Here is a 23142-nt window from a genome sequence, read left to right as displayed (position 1 = left end):
ACGGACCGGATCACGCAGAACTCCCGTCGCGACCGGTTCAAACAAAAGCCGGAGGATCAGATCCTCCGGCTTTTAACTTTTGTTCGGCTCGTCCAGTTCTGGAGAGGCGCGGCCTATTCGGCCGTACCTTCATCCGTCGGTCCGCCTTCCGGAGCAGCACCGATATCACCAGTCTCGGCCGTGATCTCTTCAGGCAGATCATTGCCGTTTTCCTCGTCGCCTTCCGGCTCGCTGATACGCTCGACCGATACGACTTTCTCATCCTTGGCAGTGGAGAAGATCGTCACACCCTTGGTCGCACGGCTGGCGATGCGGATGCCGTTGACCGGCACACGGATCAGCACGCCGCCATCCGAAACAAGCATGATCTGGTCATTTTCCTCAACCGGGAAGGCGGCGACCAGTTCACCGATCTCGGCGGTCTTGGACGTATCGGTGGCGCGGATACCCTTGCCCCCGCGGCCAGATGTGCGGAAATCATAGGAGGACGAACGCTTGCCGAAGCCTTTTTCCGAAACCGTCAGCACGAATTCTTCACGTGCCTTCAGCTCTTCATAACGTTCATCGGACAGCAGCCCTCCCTCGGTGACTTCCTCGCCAACGAGAGCAATATCCTCCTCGTCGACGCCCGCCGCACGGCGTTCGGCCGCCGAGCGCTTGAGATAGGCTGCACGCTCCCAGGGCTCCGCATCGACATGGCCGACAATGGTCATCGAGATGATGCGATCCCCCTCGCCGAGCGTAATGCCACGCACGCCGATCGAATTGCGGCCGGCGAAGACGCGCACATCATCGACAGGGAAGCGGATGCATTGACCAAGCGCGGTCGTCAGCAGCACGTCGTCACCCGGTTCGTTGACGTCCGAGTTCGGACCCTTGCAGGTCTCGACGGAGAGGATCTCGTCGCCCTCCTCCTCGAGCTTCATGGCGATCTTGCCGTTGCGGTTCACCTGCACGAAGTCCGACAGCTTGTTGCGGCGGACGGTGCCGCGCGTGGTCGAGAACATGACGTCCAGGTTATCCCAGGTCGATTCGTCCTCGGGCAACGGCATGATCGTGGTGATGCGTTCGCCGGATTCCAGCGGAAGCATGTTGATCAGTGCCTTGCCGCGCGACTGCGGCGTACCGATCGGCAGGCGCCAGACCTTTTCCTTGTAGACGATGCCGCGCGAAGAGAAGAACAGCACCGGCGTGTGCGTGTTTGCAACGAACAGGCGGGTGACGAAATCCTCATCACGCGTCGCCATGCCGGAACGGCCCTTGCCGCCGCGGCGCTGGGCGCGATAGGTACCGAGCGGCACGCGCTTGATGTAACCGAGATGCGAAACGGTGACGACCATGTCTTCACGGGCGATGAGATCCTCATCGTCCATATCCGGACCGCCTTCGAGAATCTCGGTGCGCCGCGGCGTGCCAAATTCGTCACGAACTGCGGCGAGTTCGTCCTTGACGATCTGCTGGATGCGAAGACGTGACGACAGGATTTCGAGATAGTCGCTGATCTCGACACCGATCTTGTTCAACTCGTCGCCGATTTCATCGCGGCCAAGAGCCGTCAAGCGCGCAAGACGCAGTTCGAGAATTGCGCGAGCCTGCTCTTCCGACAGGTTATAGGTGCCGTCATCATTGATCTTATGGCGCGGATCATCGATCAGGCGGATCAGCGCCTCGACATCGTGAGCCGGCCAGCGGCGGGTCATCAACTGTTCGCGCGCCGTCTGCGGATCGGGCGCACGGCGGATCAGCAAAATGATCTCCTCGATATTGGCAACCGCAATCGCGAGCCCCACCAAGACGTGCGCACGCTCGCGCGCCTTTCGCAGCAGGTATTTCGTGCGCCGGCTCACCACCTCCTCGCGGAAGGACACGAAGGCCTTCAGCATGTCGATGAGCGCGAGTTGTTCAGGCTTGCCGCCGTTCAGCGCCACCATGTTGCAGCCGAAAGAGGTCTGCAGCGGCGTATAGCGATAAAGCTGATTGAGGATCACATCCGCATTGGCGTCGCGCTTCAGCTCGACGACCACGCGGTAACCCTGGCGGTCTGATTCATCGCGCAGGTCGGAAATGCCCTCGATGCGCTTTTCCCGCACGAGTTCGCCGATCTTCTCGACCATCGATGCCTTGTTCACCTGATAGGGAACCTCGGTGATGATGATCTGCTCGCGGTCGCCCCGCATCGGTTCGATCGTGGCGCGTCCGCGCATGATGACCGAGCCGCGGCCCGTCTCATAGGCCGACCTGATGCCGGAACGGCCGAGGATTAGGGCGCCGGTCGGAAAGTCCGGACCGGGAATGATCTCCATCAGCTCCGGCAGCTCGATCGCCGGATTGTCGATCATGGCAATGCAGCCATTGATGACTTCCGAGAGGTTGTGCGGCGGTATGTTGGTCGCCATGCCGACGGCGATGCCGCCGGCACCATTGACCAGAAGGTTCGGAAACTTCGCCGGCAGCACGACGGGTTCCGAGAGCGTGCCGTCGTAGTTGTCGCGGAAATCGACCGTCTCCTTGTCGAGGTCGTCGAGGAGGGAATGGGCAGCCTTTTCAAGGCGACATTCGGTATAGCGTTCGGCCGCCGGCGGGTCGCCGTCGATCGAACCAAAATTGCCCTGGCCGTCGATCAGCGGCAGGCGGAGCGACCAGTCCTGCGCCATACGGGCGAGCGCATCATAGATCGCCAGGTTGCCGTGCGGATGGTATTTACCCATCACGTCCCCGGTGACACGGGCGCATTTGACGTATTTCTTGTTCCAGTCGATCCCCAGTTCCGACATGCCATAGAGGATGCGCCGGTGAACCGGTTTCAGTCCGTCTCGGACGTCCGGGAGAGCGCGGCTGACGATCACACTCATGGCGTAATCGAGATAGGACCGCTGCATCTCCTCCATGATGGAAATGGGTTCGATGCCTGGAGGCAGCTTTCCGCCGCCGGGTGTGCTTTGCTCAGTCAAATCGGATCACGATCTCTGTTCGGAATCAGTTGGTTGTTTATAGCGGAAAGCGGTTCCGAGCGCCAATTTCCACCGTGGTTTTGAACAGCTTTTGCGGTGTTTTCCGGGCATTGTACAAGACATAGCACCTCAATTTCGAAAACCCGTTGCAGGCTTCCCTAAACCGCGCGCCTGTCCTAACAATCTTCGCATGCGACTGCAAGGATGCAGCGTGACAGGAGAGGATATGGCCACCCCGGATATGCTGGTCAATGCACTGACCACGATGCTTGTGACACTCGATCCACCGGGGCTTGCGCCGGTCTTCCTGGGACTGACCGTCGGCATGACTGCGCTCCAGCGGCGGCATGTGGCGCTTCGGGGATCGCTGATTGCGTTCGGCATCCTGGCCGTCTTCGCTCTCTTCGGCTCGGGCGTGCTCGGCATCCTGGGGATTTCGATCGGCGCCTTTCGTATTGCCGGCGGCCTGCTTCTCTTCTGGATATCCTTTGAGATGGTCTTCGAAAGACGCCAGGAGCGGAAGGAAAAGACCTCTCAGGCGGCAATCACCATCGACCATATCCACAATATCGCGGTCTTTCCGCTCGCCCTGCCGCTGATCGCCGGGCCAGGCGCCATTTCCGCGACCGTGCTGCTTGCCGGAACATTCCCCGGCCCACTTGACCGCGCCCTGCTGATCGGTGTCATCGGCTTGATCATGCTGCTGGTCTACGTCACCCTGCTGATCGCAGAACGTCTCGACCGTTTTCTTGGCGTCACCGGCCGGGCGATCCTCACCCGCCTGCTGGGCGTCATCCTCGCCGCCCTGTCCGTCCAGTTCATCGTGGACGGCGTGCGTTCGGCTTTTCATCTATAGAGCCCGCGACAAAGCGCCGTTTTCTGCTAAAAGCGCTCGCCAACCGGAATGCCATCAATCGGAATCGAAAGTCCATCATGCAACGCACCCTACGCCGGCTTCTGCCCGAAGCCAGCCCCATCAGTACGAGGGAAAGACTGCGCGCCGCTCTCGGCGCTCTGACGGGAATTCTGGTCACGGGGATGATCGGAGGTCTGGCCTTGCGGGCCGACGCATCGCTTCCGGCCCTGATTGCGCCGATGGGAGCCTCGGCCGTCCTGCTCTTTGCCGTGCCGTCCAGCCCGCTCGCCCAGCCCTGGTCGATCCTCTGCGGCAATACTGTTGCAGCGCTGGTCGGCGTGACCGCCGCCTTGCTCATCAATGATCTGTTCGTAGCATCAGCGGCTGCGATCGGTATCGCGATCGCTCTCATGATGACCTTCCGCTGCCTGCATCCGCCGAGCGGTGCGATCGCACTTACCGCCGTACTCGGCGGGCCGGCCATCCATGAACTTGGATACGGCTTTGTCCTCTGGCCGGTCGCAGGCAATTCGCTGGCCCTGCTCGTGCTTGCCCTGATCTTCAACAACCTGACGGGACGCCCCTACCCTCACGCGATCAAGCCGCCCACGACTGATCACGGCACCGCCGATCCCGCTCCCGTTCAGCGCATCGGCTTCACGTCAGAGGACCTCGACGAGGTGCTGAAGGAATATGACGAATTTCTCGATATCGACCGCGACGATCTCGAAACCATCCTGCGGCGAACGGAATTGCGCTCCTATCGCCGCCGCGCCGTCCATCTCGATTGTGCCAGCATCATGTCCCGCGACGTCGTCGCAGTCGCGCCCGACAACTCGCTGAAGGAAGCGCATGACCTGATGCGCGCCCATCATTTCAAGGCCCTGCCCGTTACCAATGACAAAGCCGAGGTCGTCGGCATCGTTACGCAGACCGATTTCCTCGACAAGGCGAACTGGACCAAAGGACGGCCCAGGATCGGCTTCGGCCAACGCCTGCGCCTGGTGCTTTCCGGCAAAAGCGCGCCCAGCGACACGATCAAGGACATCATGACTGCACCCGTCAGAACCGTTAGTCCCGACACGCCCGTTGCCGATGCCATCGTCATCTTTGCCGAGGAAGGACTGCACTACCTGCCGGTCACCCGGAGCAATAATAAACTCGTGGGGATATTATCACAGTCGGATGTCCTGGTGGCGATGCTCGCCGACGGAGCAACCCAAGACGCCGATATGCGTCTAAGCGCCTGAAATGAAACAGAGCGCTCAGGCATCAATCCCTGCAGGTGTTGATGAAAGTCGAGGAAATCCTCGATTCTAGAACGGGATATCGTCGTCGAGATCGCGCGAGAAATTCCCGCCTGCCGGCTGCTGGCTGCCACCACGAGCCGGGCCGCCCGACGGCCGGCCATAATCATCGCCACCACCGAAGTCACCGCCGCCGTAGTCGTTCCCGACGCGATTGTTACCGCCGCCACCGTAACCACCTCGATCGCCACCGCCCTCACCCCGACCATCGAGCATGGTGAGCGTCGAATTGAAACCCTGCAGCACCACTTCCGTCGTATAACGGTCGTTGCCGCTCTGGTCCTGCCATTTGCGGGTCTGCAACTGGCCTTCGATATAAAGCTTGGCGCCCTTCTTCACATACTGCTCGACAACCTTGCAGAGGCCTTCGTTGAAGACGACGACATTGTGCCATTCGGTCTTTTCCCGGCGCTCGCCGGAATTCCGGTCGCGCCAGGTCTCGGAGGTCGCAATGCGCAGGTTGGCGATCGGCCGGCCATCCTGTGTGCGGCGAATTTCCGGATCGGCCCCGACATTCCCCACCAGAATGACCTTGTTCACGCTACCAGCCATAACTCTTCACCTCGTCTCTGCCGCATCCCGCGGACTTAAAACCAATCATGACACTTTAGCCCATCGGCCTCACTCATTGGGCGCCGATGATTTTTAATCCACAGGCAAATTTGTTCTTTATTTGTTCTATTTTATTCCTATAGTGCTGTCAACCGACTCGAAATGGCGCTGCATTGCAGCAAGTTTCCGTCTCGACAGCGACGGATCAATCACTACATAAGGACCTTCGATCCTCCCGAGAGCATGAAGATGAGTGAACTCAAAACCATTTCAATACGTGGTGCGCGCGAGCACAATTTGAAGGGCATCGATCTCGACCTGCCGCGCAATTCGCTGATCGTCATGACCGGGCTTTCCGGCTCGGGCAAGTCTTCGCTTGCCTTCGACACGATCTATGCCGAGGGTCAGCGGCGCTATGTCGAGAGCCTTTCGGCCTACGCACGCCAGTTCTTGGAAATGATGCAGAAGCCGGACGTCGACCAGATCGACGGGCTTTCGCCGGCGATCTCGATCGAACAGAAAACGACCTCGCGCAATCCCCGTTCGACGGTCGGCACGGTCACCGAGATCTACGACTATATGCGCCTGCTCTTCGCACGCGTCGGCGTGCCCTATTCGCCGGCGACGGGATTGCCGATCGAGAGCCAGACCGTCAGCCAGATGGTCGACCGCATCCTCGCCTTCGAGGAAGGCACGCGTCTTTATATTCTGGCGCCGATGATCCGCGGCCGAAAGGGCGAGTACAAGAAAGAACTCGCCGATCTGATGAAGAAGGGCTTTCAGCGCGTCAAGGTCGACGGCCAGTTCTACGAGATTGCCGATGTTCCGGCGCTCGACAAGAAATACAAGCACGATATCGATGTGGTGGTGGACCGGCTTGTCGTGCGTTCCGATATCGGTGCGCGCCTCGCCGACAGCCTCGAAACCTCGCTGAAGCTTGCCGACGGCCTGGCGGTCGCCGAATTCGCCGACAAGCCGCTGCCGCCGGAGGAAACGGCGGCAGGCGGTTCGGCCAACAAATCGCTCAACGAGACACATGAGCGCGTGTTGTTTTCGGAAAAATTCGCCTGCCCCGTTTCCGGCTTCACCATTCCGGAAATCGAGCCACGCCTCTTCTCGTTCAACAATCCGTTCGGCGCCTGCCCAACCTGCGACGGGCTCGGCTCGCAGCAGAAAGTGGATGAGGCGTTGATCGTGCCGGAGCCCGCCCGGACCCTACGCGACGGCGCGATCTCGCCCTGGGCGAAATCCACCTCGCCCTATTACAACCAGACGCTCGAAGCTTTGGGCAAGGCGTTCGGGTTCAAGCTTTCGAGCCGCTGGAACGAGCTCTCGGAAGAGGCGCAAAGGGCGATCCTGCACGGGACCGAGGAGAAGATCGAATTCCATTATGCCGACGGCGCCCGCTCTTACAAGACTGTGAAGACTTTCGAAGGCATCGTGCCGAATCTCGAGCGCCGCTGGAAGGAAACCGATTCCGCATGGGCGCGTGAGGATATTGAGCGCTACATGTCCGCCGCTCCCTGCCCCGCCTGCAACGGCTATCGCCTGAAGCCGGAAGCACTCGCCGTCAAGATCCACAAGCTGCATATCGGCGAAGTCACCGAAATGTCGATCAGGGTGGCGCGCGACTGGTTCGAGGCGCTGCCGGAACACCTGAACGCCAAGCAGAACGAGATCGCGGTGAGAATTCTCAAGGAAATTCGCGAGCGCCTGCGCTTCCTGAACGATGTCGGCCTCGATTACCTGAGCTTGTCGCGCAATTCCGGCACATTGTCCGGCGGCGAAAGCCAGCGCATCCGCCTTGCCTCGCAGATCGGTTCGGGCCTGACCGGCGTGCTCTACGTGCTCGACGAGCCGTCGATCGGCCTGCACCAGCGCGACAACGCGCGCCTTCTCGACACGCTGAAGCACCTCAGGGATATCGGCAACACGGTGATCGTCGTCGAGCATGACGAGGATGCCATCCTGACGGCGGATTATGTGGTCGACATCGGCCCGGCCGCCGGCATCCACGGCGGTACGGTGGTGGCTCAAGGGGCGCCGGCCGAGATCATGGCCAATCCAAAATCGCTGACCGGCAAATATCTTTCCGGCGAGCTCGGCGTGCCCGTGCCGCCCGAGCGCAGAAAGCCAAAAAAGAGCAAGGAAATCAAGGTTTTTGGCGCACGCGGCAACAATCTCAGGAATGTTACAGCCGCCATTCCGCTTGGCGTCTTTACGGCGGTGACCGGCGTTTCGGGCGGCGGCAAGTCCACGTTTCTGATCGAGACACTCTACAAGGCGGCCGCACGCCGCATCATGGGCGCCCGCGAGATTCCCGCCGAGCACGACCGGATCGACGGTTTCGAATTCATCGACAAGGTGATCGATATCGACCAGTCGCCGATCGGACGGACGCCGCGCTCCAACCCGGCGACCTATACCGGCGCCTTCACGCCGATCCGCGACTGGTTTGCGGGCCTGCCGGAAGCAAAAGCGCGCGGCTATCAACCGGGCCGTTTTTCGTTCAACGTCAAGGGTGGGCGGTGCGAGGCCTGCCAGGGCGACGGGGTGATCAAGATCGAAATGCACTTCCTGCCGGACGTCTATGTCACCTGCGACGTCTGCCACGGCAAGCGCTACAACCGCGAAACGCTCGACGTCACCTTCAAGGGAAAGTCGATCGCCGACGTGCTCGACATGACGGTCGAAGAAGGCGTCGAGTTCTTCTCCGCGGTGCCGGCGGTGCGCGACAAGCTGCAGTCGCTCTTCGATGTGGGCCTCGGCTATATCAAGGTTGGTCAGCAGGCCAATACGCTTTCGGGTGGCGAGGCGCAGCGCGTCAAGCTAGCCAAGGAACTGTCGAAGCGCTCGACCGGTCGCACGCTCTATATCCTCGACGAGCCGACGACCGGCCTGCATTTCCACGACGTCGCCAAGCTCTTGGAAATGCTGCACGAACTGGTGAACCAGGGCAATTCCGTGGTGGTGATCGAGCACAATCTCGAAGTCATCAAGACGGCGGACTGGATTATCGATATCGGTCCGGAAGGCGGCACGGGCGGCGGCGAGATCGTCGCGGCAGGTACGCCGGAACAGATCGTCAGGGAAAAGCGGTCCTATACCGGGCAATTCCTGAAGGAACTGCTGGATCGGCGACCGGCAAAAAAGGTGGAAGCGGCGGAGTAAACATCCGCATTGGGAGGATGTGAATGACTAAAGCCGGCATTATCCGCACGGGCATCGGTGGATGGACTTTCGAACCCTGGGAGGGCACGTTTTATCCCGACAAGCTGCCGAAGAAGAAGCAGCTCGAATATGCCGCGAGCAAGCTCGCGGTCATCGAGGTCAACGGCACCTATTACGGCGCCCAGAAGCCGGAGACCTTTGCGAAATGGGCGGCCGACGTGCCGGACGGTTTTATCTTTTCGCTGAAGGCAAGCCGGTTCACCACCAACCGCAAGGTTCTCGCGGAGGCCGGGGAATCGATCGAGAAGTTCCTAGGTCAGGGGCTGACGGAACTCGGCGATCATCTCGGGCCGCTGCTGTGGCAGTTCGCGCCGACGAAGAAATTCGAGCCGGATGATTTCGAGGCCTTCCTGAAACTTCTGCCGAACAAGCTCGACGGCCTGAAGCTGGCACATGTGGTCGAAGTTCGTCACGACACATTCAAGGTACCGGAATTCGTGGCGCTGCTTGCGAAATACAACATCGCTCCCGTCTGCGCCGATCATTTCGACTATCCGATGATCGCCGATGTCACTGCGGACTTCGTCTATGCACGCCTGCAAAAAGGGTCGGACGAGATCAAGACCTGCTATGCGGAAGAGGATATGAAGGCCTGGGCGAAAAGATTGGAAACCTGGGCCGAGGGTGACGTGCCGGACGACCTGCCGCTGGTCGACGACAAGCACAGGCCGAAAAAGGAGCCGCGCGACGTTTTCGCCTTCTTCATCCATGAAGGCAAGGTGAATGCGCCTTATGGCGCGATGGCGATGCGCGAGCTCCTGGAAAGTCGCAGCTAGGGATCTAGCCAGACGCCGGCATGGGCGGCGAGATCCTCGGCCGTCATGCCCCTGCCTGCCCGCTTTGCAGCTTCGCCATGCAAGTAGACGGCGGCTGCCGCCGCCTCGAAGGCCGGCATGCCTTGGGCGAAGAGTGCTCCGATCATGCCGGCGAGAACGTCGCCGGAGCCGGCAGTGGCGAGCGACGGCGGTCCGTTCGTGTCGATGTAGGCGCGGCCGTCCGGCGCCGCGATCACCGTGTCGGCGCCTTTGTAGACGATTGCCGCATGAGCACGTTCGGCGGCTTTCACCGCCTTTTCCACCTTGCTCAGGTTTTCGTCCGAGGCCAAATCCGGGAAGAGGCGCGAGAACTCGCCCTCATGCGGCGTCAGCGCAAGATGGGTATTGCCGTCGGCAAAGGCGTCGAACAGTTCCGACGGATCGTCCCTGAATGACGTTATGCCGTCCGCATCGAGCACCAGCGGACGATCCCGCAGAGCCAGCACGAATTGCCTTGCCCTCCCGCCAACGCCGAAGCCGGGTCCGAGCACGAAAGCGGCAAGCTTTGCGGTGCGAAGCCACGTTTCCAGATCTTCCACGGTATCGATCTGATGCAGCATGACAGCGGTGAGCGAAGCCGCATTGACCTCCATGGCATCGCTTGGCGAAGCCACTGTCACCAGCCCTGCCCCCGTCTTCAGCCCCGCCGCCGCCGAAAGTCTGGCGGCACCCGTCCTGCTCGCCGGGCCGGAAAACACCGTTAGATGTCCGCGCCGGTATTTATGCGTATCGGGACCGGATGCCGGCAGGAGATTGCGCCACAACACGGGCGAGTTCTCCCTTGTCTTCCCGGCGACGGTGTCAATGATCCGCGCCGGAATGCCGATGTCGAAGACCTCCACTTCGCCGCAACGCACCCGTCCCGGCAGCAGAAGATGCCCCGGCTTGCGCGTCATGAAGGTGACCGTGCAGTTCGCCTCGAAAGCGGCACCGAGGGGGATGCCGCGTCGCCCGCAGAGACCGGAAGGCAGATCGACAGCAAGGACCGGGATCTTCGCCTCACGGACCTTATGGATCACATCCACGACGGGTTCGGGGACGGCGCGGGCGAGACCCGCCCCGAACAGCGCATCGATCACGACGTCGCCGTTTGCCGGATGATAGTCCTGCAATGGTTGTGACGGCAAACCGGAGAGTTCGCGCGCCAGCTTCGCATCGCCCTTCAGCTTTTGCGGATCAGCCAGATGATAGATGGCAACAGATGCGCCCGCTTCCGCGAGAGCCCGGGCCGCGACATATCCATCACCGCCATTGTTGCCAGGGCCGCACAGCACGACAAAGCGCCGGGCACCTGGAAAATGCCGCAGTGCCGACGCTGCCACCGCCTGCCCCGCCCGTTCCATCAGGCCGAAAGACGGAATGCCGGATTCAGCCGAGGCAGCATCGGCCGCTCCCATCTCGTCAGGCGTCAAAAGAATATGGTCCAGCGATTTGCGCATGCTGCTATTGAACGGAAAGATGAACAGAAAACAAGCGCTGTTTCACACGTCAATTAGCATACAAAATAAGCAAATGATTAAATTATCATCATTTCCGCGTACACATTTACGCTTGTTCAACTTTCAAAAAATCGTCATGAAAGCGCATTTTTTGTGCTGTGACGCACAATATCCGGGAAAAACGGAGGCATTTTTGCCACGAAACCCTCGCTTGTGTTGGGATTTGGTGCAAAACAGCATTATTTTTTTGAAAGTGCCATCCGAGTTTGGCACGATAACTGCATTGGCATGGCCAAGTGGGTAGAGGCCTGCTTCAAGGGAGAAGCGGAGAGATAGTTTCTCATGAAAAAGATCGAAGCGATCATCAAGCCTTTCAAGCTCGACGAAGTGAAGGAAGCCCTTCAGGAGGTCGGCTTGCAAGGGATCACCGTGACCGAGGCAAAAGGTTTTGGCCGCCAGAAAGGTCATACCGAGCTCTATCGTGGCGCGGAATATGTCGTCGACTTTCTGCCGAAGGTGAAAGTCGAGGTCGTCCTGGCGGACGAGAATGCGGATGCGGTCATCGAAGCCATTCGGAATGCCGCGCAGACTGGACGGATCGGGGACGGCAAGATATTCGTCTCCAATGTGGAGGAGGTCATCCGCATCCGTACCGGTGAAACGGGCCTAGACGCCATCTAATCCGCCTCGCGGCCGCCGGCCGGGGCTTCACATCGTCATCTTACACATTGAGGAACGTCATATGACGAGCGCAAGCGAAATCATGAAACAAATCAAGGAAAACGACGTCAAGTTCGTGGACCTACGCTTCACCGACCCGCGCGGCAAGCTGCAGCATGTCACTATGGACATTTCGGCCGTCGACGAGGACATGTTCGCCGACGGCGTGATGTTCGACGGTTCCTCGATTGCCGGCTGGAAGGCCATCAACGAGTCGGACATGGTATTGATGCCGGATCCGGCGACGGTCCATATGGACCCCTTCTTCGCCCAGTCGACGATGGTTATCGTTTGCGACATCCTCGACCCGATCTCCGGCGAGGCCTATAATCGCGATCCGCGCGGCACCGCCAAGAAGGCGGAAGCTTATCTGAAGGCCTCCGGTATCGGCGATACCGTCTATGTCGGTCCCGAGCCGGAGTTCTTCGTCTTCGACGACGTGAAATACAAGGCGGACCCGTACAACACGGGCTTCAAGCTTGATGCGTCCGAACTGCCGTCCAATGATGACACCGACTACGAGACCGGCAACCTCGGCCACCGTCCGCGCGTCAAGGGCGGCTATTTCCCGGTCCCGCCGGTCGATAGCCTGCAGGACATGCGCTCCGAAATGCTGACCGTGCTTGCCGAAATGGGTGTGGTCGTCGAAAAGCACCACCACGAAGTGGCCGCCGCCCAGCACGAGCTTGGCGTCAAATTCGACACGCTGGTGCGCAACGCCGACAAGATCCAGATCTACAAGTATGTCGTGCACCAGGTCGCCAATGCCTACGGCAAGACCGCAACCTTCATGCCGAAACCGGTCTTCGGCGACAACGGTTCAGGCATGCACGTCCATCAGTCGATCTGGAAGGATGGCAAGCCGACCTTTGCCGGCGACGAATATGCAGGCCTTTCCGAGACCTGCCTCTATTACATCGGCGGCATCATCAAGCATGCCAAGGCGATCAACGCCTTCACCAATCCGTCGACGAATTCCTACAAGCGTCTCGTACCAGGCTATGAAGCACCGGTTCTGCTCGCCTATTCGGCCCGCAACCGTTCGGCATCCTGCCGTATCCCCTTCGGCTCCGGCCCGAAGTCGAAGCGCGTCGAAGTTCGTTTCCCGGACCCGCTGGCAAATCCCTATCTCGGCTTCGCCGCCATGCTGATGGCCGGCCTCGACGGCATCAAGAACAAGATCCATCCCGGCAAAGCCATGGACAAGGACCTTTACGACCTGCCGCCGAAGGAATTGAAGAAGATCCCGACCGTCTGCGGTTCACTGCGCGAAGCGCTTGAAAACCTCGACAAGGACCGCAAGTTCCTGACGGCCGGCGGCGTCTTCGACGACGATCAGATCGACGCCTATATCGAACTGAAGATGACCGAAGTGATGCGCTTTGAAATGACGCCGCATCCGGTCGAATTCGACATGTACTATTCATCCTGATCAGGGCGGCGGGGGTCTCTCCCGCGCTTTTCCTCGAACGGCGGGCTTCAGGCCCGCCGTTTTCAGTTGGTGAGGCGGTTGCCTTGCCGAAATTTCTCCGGTGTTCCGATGTCCTCCGCGAATACGCCGCAACCACGTGCTCTCGACTGGCTGATCTTCGTTTTCGTGCCCGTCCTCTTTTCCAGCAACCTGATCTTCGGGCGCGGGGTGATCGGGGAGGTCGGCCCCTTCATCACGGCGTTCATCCGCTGGGCCGGGTCGACGCTGACCATGGTGCCGCTGCTCTATCTCGACTGGCCGGCCGCCTGGACCTTCGTCCGCGAGCACACCTGGCTCTGGCTGTGGCTCGGCTTTTTGAGCATCGGCATCTGCGGCGGCTTCGTTTATTGGGCGCTGACGCTGACCACGGCCTCGAATGCAACGCTGATCTACACGACTTCGTCGCTCTTCATCATCCTGTTCGAATGGCAGTTTTCCGGCCGCAGGATCAGCGGCCGCGAACTGTTGGGCATGGGCGTCGCATTTGCAGGGGTTGCCGCAATCGTACTGCGTGGTGATTTCGGCGCCCTCACGCACATGGACTTCAACCTCGGCGACCTTGGCATGCTTGTGGCGGCGATTGCCTTCGCGGTCTATTCGGTGCTCCTGCGCCGGCCTGCCGCACAGGCCATCCGGCCGCTCTCGCTATTCGGCTTGATCGCCTTTTCCGGATCTCTGCTCCTGCTGCCTCCGGCTGTCTGGGAATTCCTTCACGGCGGGCTCTTGCCCAGGACCGTATCGGCCTGGTCGAAGATTGCCGGCATCATCCTTTTCGCTTCGCTTGCCGCTTTCTTCTGTTTCCAGCATACGGTGCGCATCTTCGGGCCGGCGACAGCCGGCATCACGCTCTACATGATGCCGCCTGTCTCGATCGTCATGGCGGTTGTATTCCTGGATGAAACTTTCGAGCAGTATCATGCGCTCGGAATCGTTCTGGTGCTTGGCGGAGTCATTCTGGCCACCGCAAAACCATGGAAACTTGCGAATACTTAAGTCTATCCCGTGGAACGATGGGGGCGTGCCTGCATTAATCTCTTGATGTCGGGAGGTTTTATTCCCACATTGGATGCGAAAGGACATCGCACCATGAAACAACGCAACGCTAAATTTACCATCGGAGAAGTGGTCCGCCACAAAGTCTTTCCGTTTCGGGGCGTCGTGTTCGATGTTGATCCGGAATATGCCAATACGGAGGAATGGTGGAACTCCATTCCCGCGGAAATCCGGCCGAGCAAAGACCAGCCCTTCTATCATCTCCTGGCGGAGAATGACGAGACGGAATATGTCGCCTATGTTTCGGAACAGAACCTGGAACATGACGAAAGCGACGCGCCACTGCGCAATCCGCAGGTCTATCAGATCTTCGATCGCGCTCCATCCGGCCAGCTGAAGCCCAAGATCATCCTGGCCCATTGATCCGGCCTAGCCGGAGCGTTTTGAAACTGAAGAGCGCCGGCGTTCCCGCCGGCGCTTTTTTTATCAGAATCAAAAAACCCGGCGCAAGGCCGGGCTTTCGATGGGGTTCAGACCCGAATTACTGGCTCTGCTTGGCAGCGTTCTGAGCGTCTTCCAGCTTCTTGCGTGTTTCTTCGGCCTTGCGCTGCATGCCCTCTTCCAGGCTCCGCTGGCTCTGGGCGATCTGCTCCTGCGGCATCGCAGGGCCATCGAAGGCGCCCGTGAAGCCCTGGAGGGAGACCTTGATCGGGTTCGGAGCCCGCCGGAAGTTGATCGAGGTGAAGACCACATCATTGCCCTTCTTGAGGCTTGCGATCATCGCGTCGGTCAGCGGAACTTCGGCTGTGCACTTGTCGGGAAGGCAGACAACGTAATCGAGCTTCTGGCCCTTGCCGCCGTCGATCTGCATGACGATGCCCGGCGGCACGAGGCGTGCAGTCGGCACGGAAACCTGCAGGATCTTGCGGTTGACCTTGCCTTCGACCGTGATCAGGCCGACGGCGGTAATCAACTGGCCGTTCTGAGCTGCAATGATATTCTGGACGACACAGAGATCATTATCGTCCTGCTTGGTGCAGGTCTTGAACCAGCCGAGCGGCGGGGCACCCGGAGCACCGGCTGCCGGCGCCGCCGCGTCCTGTGCAAACGATGCAACCGGCAGCGCGCTCGCGCCGATCGAAAGTGCGAGAGCGGACATCGCCGTCCGCAGAACTTGGGTTGCCTTGAGCATCATAACGAAATCCGTCTCCTGAAATCCGTTGGGCGCGGCCGAAGCCGTTCTCATCCCTCGGGGCGTCTTACTGCCCGTCACCTGTCGGTCAAATGAGGCAATTGAATGACCCGCCCGTCTGGCCAACCTGTTACATCGGGCCGCCGCCGATATCCAGCCCTCCTTTCGCTTTTTTTGACAAGACGTTAATGCCGCCCATCAATCTTTTGCGTGTTCCGGCGGTTGGTGCCCCTCTTTGCTTGCGCTATCTTGCGGGCGAATCAGCGAGGATTTCACCGCCATGAGTCCCATGCGACATTTCATTCCGTTTATGGCCGCACTTCTGATCGGCACGCCCGCACTGGCAGAACCCCTTCATGGAATCGCCATGCATGGCAGTCCGGCGCTACCGCCGGACTACAAGCATTTTTCCTATGTCAACCCGGACGTAAAGAAGGGTGGCAAGGTAGCCTACGGCGTTGTCGGCACATTCGACAGCCTCAATCCCTTCGTCCTGAAGAGCATGCGCACCACCGCGCGTGGGCTCTGGGACCCGATTTTCGGCCATCTCGTCTATGAACCGCTGATGACGCGATCAAGCGACGAACCTTTCACCCTGTACGGTCTGCTTGCCGAGAGCGTCGAATGGGACGAGGGACGCAGCTTCATCCAGTTCAACCTTAATCCGAATGCGAAATGGTCAGACGGCGAGCCAGTCACGGCGGATGACGTGATCTTCAGCTTCGAACTTCTACGCGACAAGGGCCGTATCCCCTTTTCAAACCGGCTGACGCCGGTGGAGAAAATGGAAAAGATTGGCGAGCATGGCGTCCGCTTCACCTTCAACGACAAGGCGGACCGGGAATTCCCGCTGATTCTCGCAACTGCCACGCCGATCCTGCCGAAGCATGCCATCGACCCGGCCACATTCGACCAGTCAACGCTGAGACCGCCGGTCGGCTCCGGCCCCTATCGGGTGAAATCCGTCTCTCCCGGCGAGCGCATCGTCTACGAACGTAATCCGGACTACTGGGGAAAGGACATTCCTTCCAAGGTCGGTTTCGACAATTACGAGCAGGTTACGGTCGAATATTTCCTGCAGGAAAATACGCTGTTCGAGGCGTTCAAGAAGGGCGAGATCGATATCTATCTGGAAGGCAGCCCGACCCACTGGGCACGCGCCTACGATTTCCCGGCCGTGCAGAACGGCGATGTGGTGAAAGATGCCTTCAAGCCACAGCTGCCGACCGGGATGCTCGGTTTCGTCTTCAACACCCGCCGCCCTATCTTTGCCGATGTCAACGTCCGTGCCGGCCTATCGCTTACCTTCGATTTCGAATGGGCTAACAAGAACCTCTTCGAAGACGCCTATACCCGCACGGAAAGCTTCTGGCAGAACTCTCCCCTTTCCTCTCTCGGCAAACCAGCCGACGAGCGGGAGATCAAGATCCTCGGAACCACCAGGGACAGGATCGAACCGGCCGTGCTCGACGGTACATATCGCCTGCCGAGGACCGATGGCTCCGGCGCCGATCGCAAAGTGCTGCGCGAGTCGGTCGAACTTTTGAAGAAGGGCGGCTATACGATCAAGAACGGCAGGATGTCGGATGCGTCCGGCAGACCGCTCACCTTCGAAGTGATGACCCAGACCCAGGACCAGGAGAAACTGGCGATCACCTATCAGCGGACGCTGAAGATGATCGGGATCGATATGTCGATCCGCACCGTAGACGACGCGCAATACCAGGCGCGTTCCGGCAATTTCGACTACGACGTGATCGTCAAATCCTATCCCTCGTCGCTATCGCCGGGCATCGAGCAGATGGGGCGCTGGGGTTCGTCTTCACGCGACAAGGACGGCAGCTTCAATTTTGCGGGCGTTGCCGACCCCGATCTCGACAGGCTCATCGAGGCCATGCTGACGGCACGCAGCAAGGAGGATTTCGAGGCGACGGTTCGGGCTTACGACCGCATGCTGATTTCCGGCCATTATCTTGTGCCACTCTACCACATCGCGGAACAATGGGTGGCGCGGCGCAAGCATATCGGTTATCCGGAAGCGCTGCCGCTTTACGGCTACCAGCTCAACACCTGGTGGGATAAACGCGCGCAATAACCGGAAACATCCAGCCCTGCCAATGAAAGGACACCCGCCGTGGAGCGCGTAACCGTCGACATCGTATCGGATGTGGTCTGCCCCTGGTGCTATCTCGGCAAGGCGCGGCTGGAACTTGCAATCGCCGAGGTCCAGGACGAGGTGGGCGTCGATGTCAACTGGCGGCCCTTCCGGCTCAATCCGGACCATCCGCAGGAAGGCGTCGATCACCAGGCCGATCTGGCGCGCAAGCTCGGCGGCAAAGATGCCGTGGACCGCGCGCATGAAATGCTGAAGAAACTCGGCGAAGAGGTCGGCATCCGCTATAATTTCGAGGCAATCAAGATCGGCCCCAATACGCTCGATGCGCATCGCCTGCTGCACTGGGCGATAATGGAAGGCCGAGAGGTTCAGGACAGGGTCGCGACCGCGCTCTTCAGGGCGAATTTCGAAGAAGGCCGCAATGTCGGTGATCACATGGTTCTAGCCGATATCGCCGCGCAAAGCGGCCTCAACCGCAAGGTGATTGAAAACCTTCTGAAAACCGAAGCGGACAAGGATACGATGCTGTCCGAGATCGACGCGGCGCAGAAGATGGGCGTCACTGGCGTGCCCTTCTTCATTATCGACGGGCAATATGCGGTCAGCGGCGCCCAGACGCCGGATGTGTTTGCCAATGCGTTGCGCGAAATCGCCAAATTGAAGGCGGAAGCCCGCAAGGGCATGATCTGAACTGCTCGGGAGTCATTGTCTTGCGTAACGACCAGAGCATGAAGGGCGTTCTCCTCGCCTTCGCTTCGTTTGCGGCCTATTCCTGGAGCGATGCCAGCGTCAAGATGATCGAAGGCGCGTTGACGGCCTATGAGATGGGCTTTTTCGGAGCCGTCTTCATGCTTGCCGGTTTTCCATTTCTGCTGAAACCCGACGACCGGTGGACGGATGCCTTCAGAAGCAGCAACCGGCCGCTGTGGATCCTGCGTTTCTTCTCGTCTGCCATCGGCACGATCGGCAGTGTCGCCGCCTTCACCTATCTCTCGATGGCGGAAGCCTTCGCGCTGATCTTCCTGTTGCCTTCGTTCGTGACGATCATGTCCGTGCTCTTCCTCAAGGAAGCGGTCGGCATCAAGCGCTGGAGCGCCGTCATCATCGGTTTCATCGGTGTGCTCGTCGTGCTTCGCCCCGGCTTCCGCGAGCTTTCCATCGGCCATGTCGGCGCTGTCTTCGCGGGACTTTCCGGCGCGATCTCCATCATCGTTTATCGCGCCATGGGACCGTCGGAGAAAAACATCTCACTCTATGGCGCCGGCATCATCGGCGTGCTCGTCGTGCTGGGCATCCTCATGATCCCGGACTTCCGCTGGCCGACCCTGCCTGAATGGGCCATGCTTGCCGGATACGGTCTTCTCGCGGCGCTCGCCACCATCCTGCTGATGTATGCGGCCTATTACGCGCCGGCCGCCCTTGTCGGTCCGACGCAATACAGCCAGATGCTCTGGGCGATCCTGTTCGGCTATCTGATCTTCGGCGACACGGTCGACCTGCCGATGCTCCTTGGCATCGTCCTGATCATCGGCTCCGGCCTGCTCACGCTTGCGCGCGAGCGGGCTCGCGATGTGCCGCTACCGACATCCGTCGCGACCGACCCGCAAGCCGCGGTCGTCACCAAACCCGATACTCAATCCGACATTTAATCATCTTTCGCCAACTCGGCAAATTGCGTCATCACCTGGGCGGCAGCCGTGAGCCGTTTCATCGGCGATGGCAGGTCGCGCGTCAGGAACACGCTCTGATCCGGCCGGATTTTTGCCAGCGTTCCCTGCTTGGCGATGTAGCCGACCAGCGCCGCCGGATTGGGGAACTGCTTGTCACGGAAGCTGACGACCAGGCCCTTCGGGCCGGCATCCAGCTTTTCGACATTGGCCTTGCGGCAGAGCGACTTGATATAGACGACCTTCAGGAGGTTCTGCACTTCGGGCGGCATGGGACCGAAACGGTCCACCATTTCCGCGCCGAAACCATCGATCTCTGAAAGTTCGGTCAATTCGCCAAGCCGGCGATAAAGACCCATGCGCAGATGCAGATCGGGCACATAGCTTTCCGGGATCATCACTGTGATGCCGACGGAAATCTGCGGCGACCAGCCGGTGTCGGTGATTTCGTCGTCCCCCTTCACTTCGGCGACAGCTTCCTCCAGCATCTGCTGATAGAGCTCGAAACCGACTTCCTTGATATGGCCCGACTGCTCCTCCCCGAGCAGATTGCCCGCGCCGCGAATGTCGAGGTCGTGGCTGGCGAGCTGGAAGCCTGCCCCCAGCGTATCGAGCGACTGCAGCACTTTCAGTCGACGATCGGCGGTCGTCGTCAGCGGCTTGTTGACCGGCAGGGTAAAGAGCGCGAAGGCGCGCACCTTGGAGCGTCCCACCCGACCGCGAAGCTGGTAAAGCTGCGCCAGCCCAAACATATCGGCCCGATGGACGATCAGCGTATTGGCGGTCGGCACGTCGAGGCCGGACTCGACGATGGTGGTCGATAGAAGTACGTCGTATTTGCCGTCGTAGAAGGCATTCATGATGTCTTCGAGTTCGCCGGCCGGCATCTGCCCGTGGGCAACCGCAACCTTCAATTCCGGCACGTCCGACTGCAAGAAGTCCTGGATCTCCGGCAGATCGGCAATTCGCGGGCAGACATAAAAACTCTGGCCGCCGCGATAATGCTCTCGCATCAGCGTCTCGCGGATGACGAGCGGGTCGAAGGGCGAGATGAAGGTGCGCACCGCCATGCGGTCGACCGGCGGCGTCGTGATGAGCGAGAGTTCGCGCACGCCGGTCATGGCAAGCTGCAGCGTGCGCGGGATCGGCGTCGCCGACAGCGTCAGCACATGCACATCGCTCTTGAGTTCCTTCAGCCGCTCCTTGTGCTTGACACCGAAATGCTGCTCCTCGTCGATGATGAGCAGACTGAGGTTGGCGAACTTGATCCCGGCACCGAGCAGCGCATGGGTGCCGACAACGATATCGACCTTGCCCTCGGCCAAGCCCTTCTTGGTATCCGCCAGCTCCTTGGCGGAGACGAGGCGCGATGCCTGGGCGATCGTGATCGGCAGGCCGCGGAAGCGTTCCTTGAAGGTCCTGTAGTGCTGGCGGGCGAGCAAAGTGGTCGGCACGACGACCGCCACCTGTGCGCCGTTCATCGCAGCAAAGAAGGCGGCGCGCAGCGCTACTTCCGTCTTGCCGAAACCGACGTCGCCGCAGACGAGGCGATCCATCGGCCGGCCGGCGCCGAGATCGTCGCGTACGGCGTCAATCGCATTCGCCTGATCCTCGGTCTCGTCATAGGGGAAGCGGGCGGCGAATTCGTCATAAAGCCCCTCCGGCGTCGTGAGCACCGGCGCGCGGCGGGTCATGCGCGCGGCGGCGATGCGGATCAGATCGTCCGCCATATCGAGCAGCCGCTTCTTGAGCTTCGCCTTGCGTGCCTGCCATGCACCACCGCCAAGCCTGTCGAGCTGGGCCTCGGCCGCATCGGAACCGTAGCGCGACAGAAGATCGATGTTTTCAACCGGCAGGAAGAGCTTTGCCTGATCGGCATAATGCAATTCCAGACACGCGCGCGGCGCACCGGCCGCCTCGATCGTGACGAGACCTACGAAACGGCCGATACCGTGTTCCGCATGGACGACGAGAGAACCTTCATCGAGACCGGTGACTTCCGTCAGGAAATCCGCCCCGCGCTTGCGCCGCTTGCCGCGGCGGACCATGCGATCGCCCAGGATGTCCTGCTCGCCGATGACCGCGATGCTATCCGTCTCAAAACCCGCTTCGAGGCTGAGGACGGCGGAAGCTGCCTCCCCCTTTTCGAGTAGATCCAGATCGGAGAGCTTTTCAACGGGCCTGATGCGCTTCAAGCCACGCTCGTCCAGAACCTGCAGCAGGCGGTCGAGCGAGCCGGCGGACCAGCCGGTGACGAGGACCTTGATGCCTTCGGCGCGCTTGTCGGCGATGTGCTTGACCACGAGGTCGAAGACGTTGACGCGTTCGTCGCGCGCTTTGTCTTCGGCCTGGTTTTTTGCCCAGCGCGGGCCGGCATGGGCGCCTACTGTCACCACGCGGCGCCCTTCTGCATCCACCTCGTTGAAGGGTGTAACCCGGAGTGCGCCGACGGCGTCGAGCGCCGATGCAAACGCCTTGCCATCGAGATAAAGCTGACCTGGCGAAATGGGTTTGTAAGGGGCGGCCTGTGCTGCAGCGCCCTTTCCTTCTCTGCCGCTATCGCGCCGCGCCTCATAATAGTCGAGAACGAGTTTCGAACGCTCGGTCGCCGCTTCACGCGCCGTATGGTCGGTAACGATGCGGAAGCCCTGGAGGTAGTCGAAGGCGGTTTCAAGCCGTTCGTAGAACAGCGGCAGCCAATGTTCCATGCCGGCATAGCGGCGGCCTTCGGATACCGCCTGATAGAGTGCGTCATCGCGAGTCGCGGCACCGAAAAGCGAAAGGTAGTTCTTGCGGAAACGGCTGATCGTATCGGGCGTCAGCGTCACCTCGCTCATCGGGTTCAGATCGAGCGACCTCGCCTGGCCTGTCGTGCGCTGGCTGGCCGGATCGAAGGACCGGATCGACTCCAGCGTATCGCCGAAGAAATCAAGCCGCACCGGCTCTTCCGTACCCGGCACGAAAACGTCCAGAATGCCGCCGCGCACCGCGAACTCACCGACCTCGCGCACGGTCGCCACGCGCTCGAAGCCGTTGCGCTCCAGTCGTGCGGCGATGTCGTCCATGCGCACCTGATTACCGGGTTTGGCCGAGAAGGCGAGACTTTCGATGATCTCGGCGGGAGCGATCTTCTGCAGCATGGCGTTGACCGTGACGAGCACGATCGCCGCATGCGGCTTCTTCCGATGCGCAATCAGGCCGGAGAGTGCCGCCAGCCTCCGCGCGGAGACATCGGCGCTCGGCGAGACCCGGTCATAGGGAAGGCAGTCCCAGGCCGGCAGCGCGAGGACCGGAATTTCCGGCGCGACGAAGGACAGCATCTGTTCCAGATCGGGCATGCTCTGCCCGTCGGACATGACATAGGCGATCGGCTGGCCGGCGCGCGCGAGCTCCGCCAGGATGAGCGGCTCCATGCCAGGCGGCACGTTGCCGATGGTGAGCGAACTTCCTGCAGCCGTTATTCTTTTCGCGTCGAATCCGGGAATCATCGAGCCAGAAGTCATCGGATGAGGCCAAGCCTCGCTTCCAGAGAAGCCTTGGTGACCGGGTCGAAATCCGGCGTGTAGGCAGCTATGCGCGCAAAGAGCGGCGTCCTCAGATGTTCCGGGAGCGGCTTTGCGCCCGTAATCCAGGCATGCAGATCATGATCGTCCTCACCCATGACCGCCTCGAACTGATCGAGTTCGGCATCGGACAGACGGGCAATCTCCGTTTCCGCAAACTGCCCGAATACGAGATCCATCTCGCGAATACCGCGATGCCAGCAACGATAGAGAATGCGACGGCGGCGCGGATCGAGATCCGCGCTGGTGCGTGATAGTCCAGTCATGTC

The 23142-nt window shown here is 60.3% G+C and carries 17 protein-coding genes; 11 read left to right on the top strand and 6 right to left on the bottom strand.

Features of this window, described 5'->3' with window-relative positions; genetic code table 11:
* Window positions 1-113: 113 nt before the first annotated feature.
* Complete coding sequence (gene gyrA, locus JL39_RS04940; RefSeq protein ID WP_052182681.1) at window positions 114-2951, bottom strand: DNA gyrase subunit A; 2838 nt, start codon at window positions 2949-2951, stop codon at window positions 114-116.
* A 226-nt stretch (window positions 2952-3177) separates the two neighbouring features.
* Between gyrA and JL39_RS04935 the strand changes: the two genes are divergently transcribed.
* A complete protein-coding gene (locus tag JL39_RS04935) occupies window positions 3178-3807 on the top strand; it encodes a MarC family protein (RefSeq protein WP_037146889.1) in 630 nt (209 codons plus the stop codon).
* Between the two features lie 77 nt (window positions 3808-3884).
* Window positions 3885-5057, top strand: coding sequence for an HPP family protein (locus JL39_RS04930; protein ID WP_037146886.1), 1173 nt, complete (start codon window positions 3885-3887; stop codon window positions 5055-5057).
* A gap of 66 nt (window positions 5058-5123) precedes the next feature.
* On the opposite strand, the gene JL39_RS04925 is transcribed toward JL39_RS04930, so the two are convergent.
* On the bottom strand, window positions 5124-5666 hold the full coding sequence (locus JL39_RS04925; protein WP_037146883.1) for a single-stranded DNA-binding protein: 543 nt from the start codon (window positions 5664-5666) through the stop codon (window positions 5124-5126).
* A 249-nt stretch (window positions 5667-5915) separates the two neighbouring features.
* Here JL39_RS04925 and uvrA point away from each other — a divergent pair, with 249 nt between their 5' ends.
* Together uvrA and JL39_RS04915 are read left to right on the top strand one after the other, a co-directional pair.
* Window positions 5916-8837: an excinuclease ABC subunit UvrA gene (uvrA, locus tag JL39_RS04920; RefSeq protein WP_037148434.1), complete on the top strand. Its 2922-nt coding sequence runs from the start codon at window positions 5916-5918 to the stop codon at window positions 8835-8837.
* Between the two features lie 23 nt (window positions 8838-8860).
* Window positions 8861-9673: a DUF72 domain-containing protein gene (locus tag JL39_RS04915; protein WP_037146880.1), complete on the top strand. Its 813-nt coding sequence runs from the start codon at window positions 8861-8863 to the stop codon at window positions 9671-9673.
* On the opposite strand, the gene JL39_RS04910 is transcribed toward JL39_RS04915, so the two are convergent.
* Window positions 9670-11151, bottom strand: coding sequence for a bifunctional ADP-dependent NAD(P)H-hydrate dehydratase/NAD(P)H-hydrate epimerase (locus JL39_RS04910; protein ID WP_037146878.1), 1482 nt, complete (start codon window positions 11149-11151; stop codon window positions 9670-9672). The two genes, JL39_RS04915 and JL39_RS04910, sit on opposite strands and share 4 nt — an antisense overlap.
* A 342-nt stretch (window positions 11152-11493) precedes the next feature.
* Between JL39_RS04910 and JL39_RS04905 the strand changes: the two genes are divergently transcribed.
* The 4 genes from JL39_RS04905 (at window position 11494) to hspQ (ending at window position 14758) form a co-directional block, all read left to right on the top strand.
* The gene (locus JL39_RS04905; RefSeq protein WP_037146875.1) at window positions 11494-11832 is read left to right on the top strand and encodes a P-II family nitrogen regulator; all 339 of its coding nucleotides are present in this window, start codon (window positions 11494-11496) and stop codon (window positions 11830-11832) included.
* A 61-nt stretch (window positions 11833-11893) separates the two neighbouring features.
* On the top strand, window positions 11894-13303 hold the full coding sequence (glnA, locus tag JL39_RS04900) for a type I glutamate--ammonia ligase (RefSeq protein ID WP_037146872.1): 1410 nt from the start codon (window positions 11894-11896) through the stop codon (window positions 13301-13303).
* A gap of 108 nt (window positions 13304-13411) precedes the next feature.
* On the top strand, window positions 13412-14335 hold the full coding sequence (locus JL39_RS04895) for a DMT family transporter (RefSeq protein WP_037146869.1): 924 nt from the start codon (window positions 13412-13414) through the stop codon (window positions 14333-14335).
* A 93-nt stretch (window positions 14336-14428) separates the two neighbouring features.
* Entirely contained in the window at window positions 14429-14758 is a 330-nt protein-coding gene (gene hspQ / locus JL39_RS04890; RefSeq protein WP_037148432.1) for a heat shock protein HspQ, read from the top strand.
* Between the two features lie 118 nt (window positions 14759-14876).
* On the opposite strand, the gene JL39_RS04885 is transcribed toward hspQ, so the two are convergent.
* Window positions 14877-15530 (bottom strand): invasion associated locus B family protein, encoded by a 654-nt coding sequence (locus JL39_RS04885; RefSeq protein WP_037148430.1) that lies wholly within the window; start codon window positions 15528-15530, stop codon window positions 14877-14879.
* Window positions 15531-15807: 277 nt separating this feature from the next.
* On the opposite strand from JL39_RS04885, the gene JL39_RS04880 reads away from it, so the two are divergent.
* Genes JL39_RS04880 through JL39_RS04870 form a run of 3 tightly spaced genes read left to right on the top strand, consistent with a single transcriptional unit; the run spans window position 15808 to window position 19292 of the window.
* On the top strand, window positions 15808-17622 hold the full coding sequence (locus JL39_RS04880) for an extracellular solute-binding protein (protein WP_081952719.1): 1815 nt from the start codon (window positions 15808-15810) through the stop codon (window positions 17620-17622).
* Window positions 17623-17661: 39 nt separating this feature from the next.
* On the top strand, window positions 17662-18333 hold the full coding sequence (locus JL39_RS04875) for a DsbA family oxidoreductase (RefSeq protein ID WP_037146863.1): 672 nt from the start codon (window positions 17662-17664) through the stop codon (window positions 18331-18333).
* Window positions 18334-18371: 38 nt separating this feature from the next.
* Complete coding sequence (locus JL39_RS04870; RefSeq protein WP_037146860.1) at window positions 18372-19292, top strand: DMT family transporter; 921 nt, start codon at window positions 18372-18374, stop codon at window positions 19290-19292.
* Here the strand turns inward: JL39_RS04870 and mfd are convergent.
* Both mfd and JL39_RS04860 read right to left on the bottom strand, forming a co-directional pair.
* On the bottom strand, window positions 19289-22798 hold the full coding sequence (gene mfd, locus JL39_RS04865; protein ID WP_037148428.1) for a transcription-repair coupling factor: 3510 nt from the start codon (window positions 22796-22798) through the stop codon (window positions 19289-19291). The two genes, JL39_RS04870 and mfd, sit on opposite strands and share 4 nt — an antisense overlap.
* Before the next feature lie 11 nt (window positions 22799-22809).
* The gene (locus JL39_RS04860; protein ID WP_037146857.1) at window positions 22810-23139 is read right to left on the bottom strand and encodes a succinate dehydrogenase assembly factor 2; all 330 of its coding nucleotides are present in this window, start codon (window positions 23137-23139) and stop codon (window positions 22810-22812) included.
* Between the last annotated feature and the right edge of the window lie 3 nt (window positions 23140-23142).

It is taken from the genome of Rhizobium sp. YS-1r, assembly GCF_000757525.1.
In the GTDB taxonomy this organism is placed as follows: Bacteria; Pseudomonadota; Alphaproteobacteria; order Rhizobiales; family Rhizobiaceae; genus Neorhizobium; species Neorhizobium petrolearium.
This window is presented reverse-complemented; position numbering and strand designations above follow the sequence as displayed.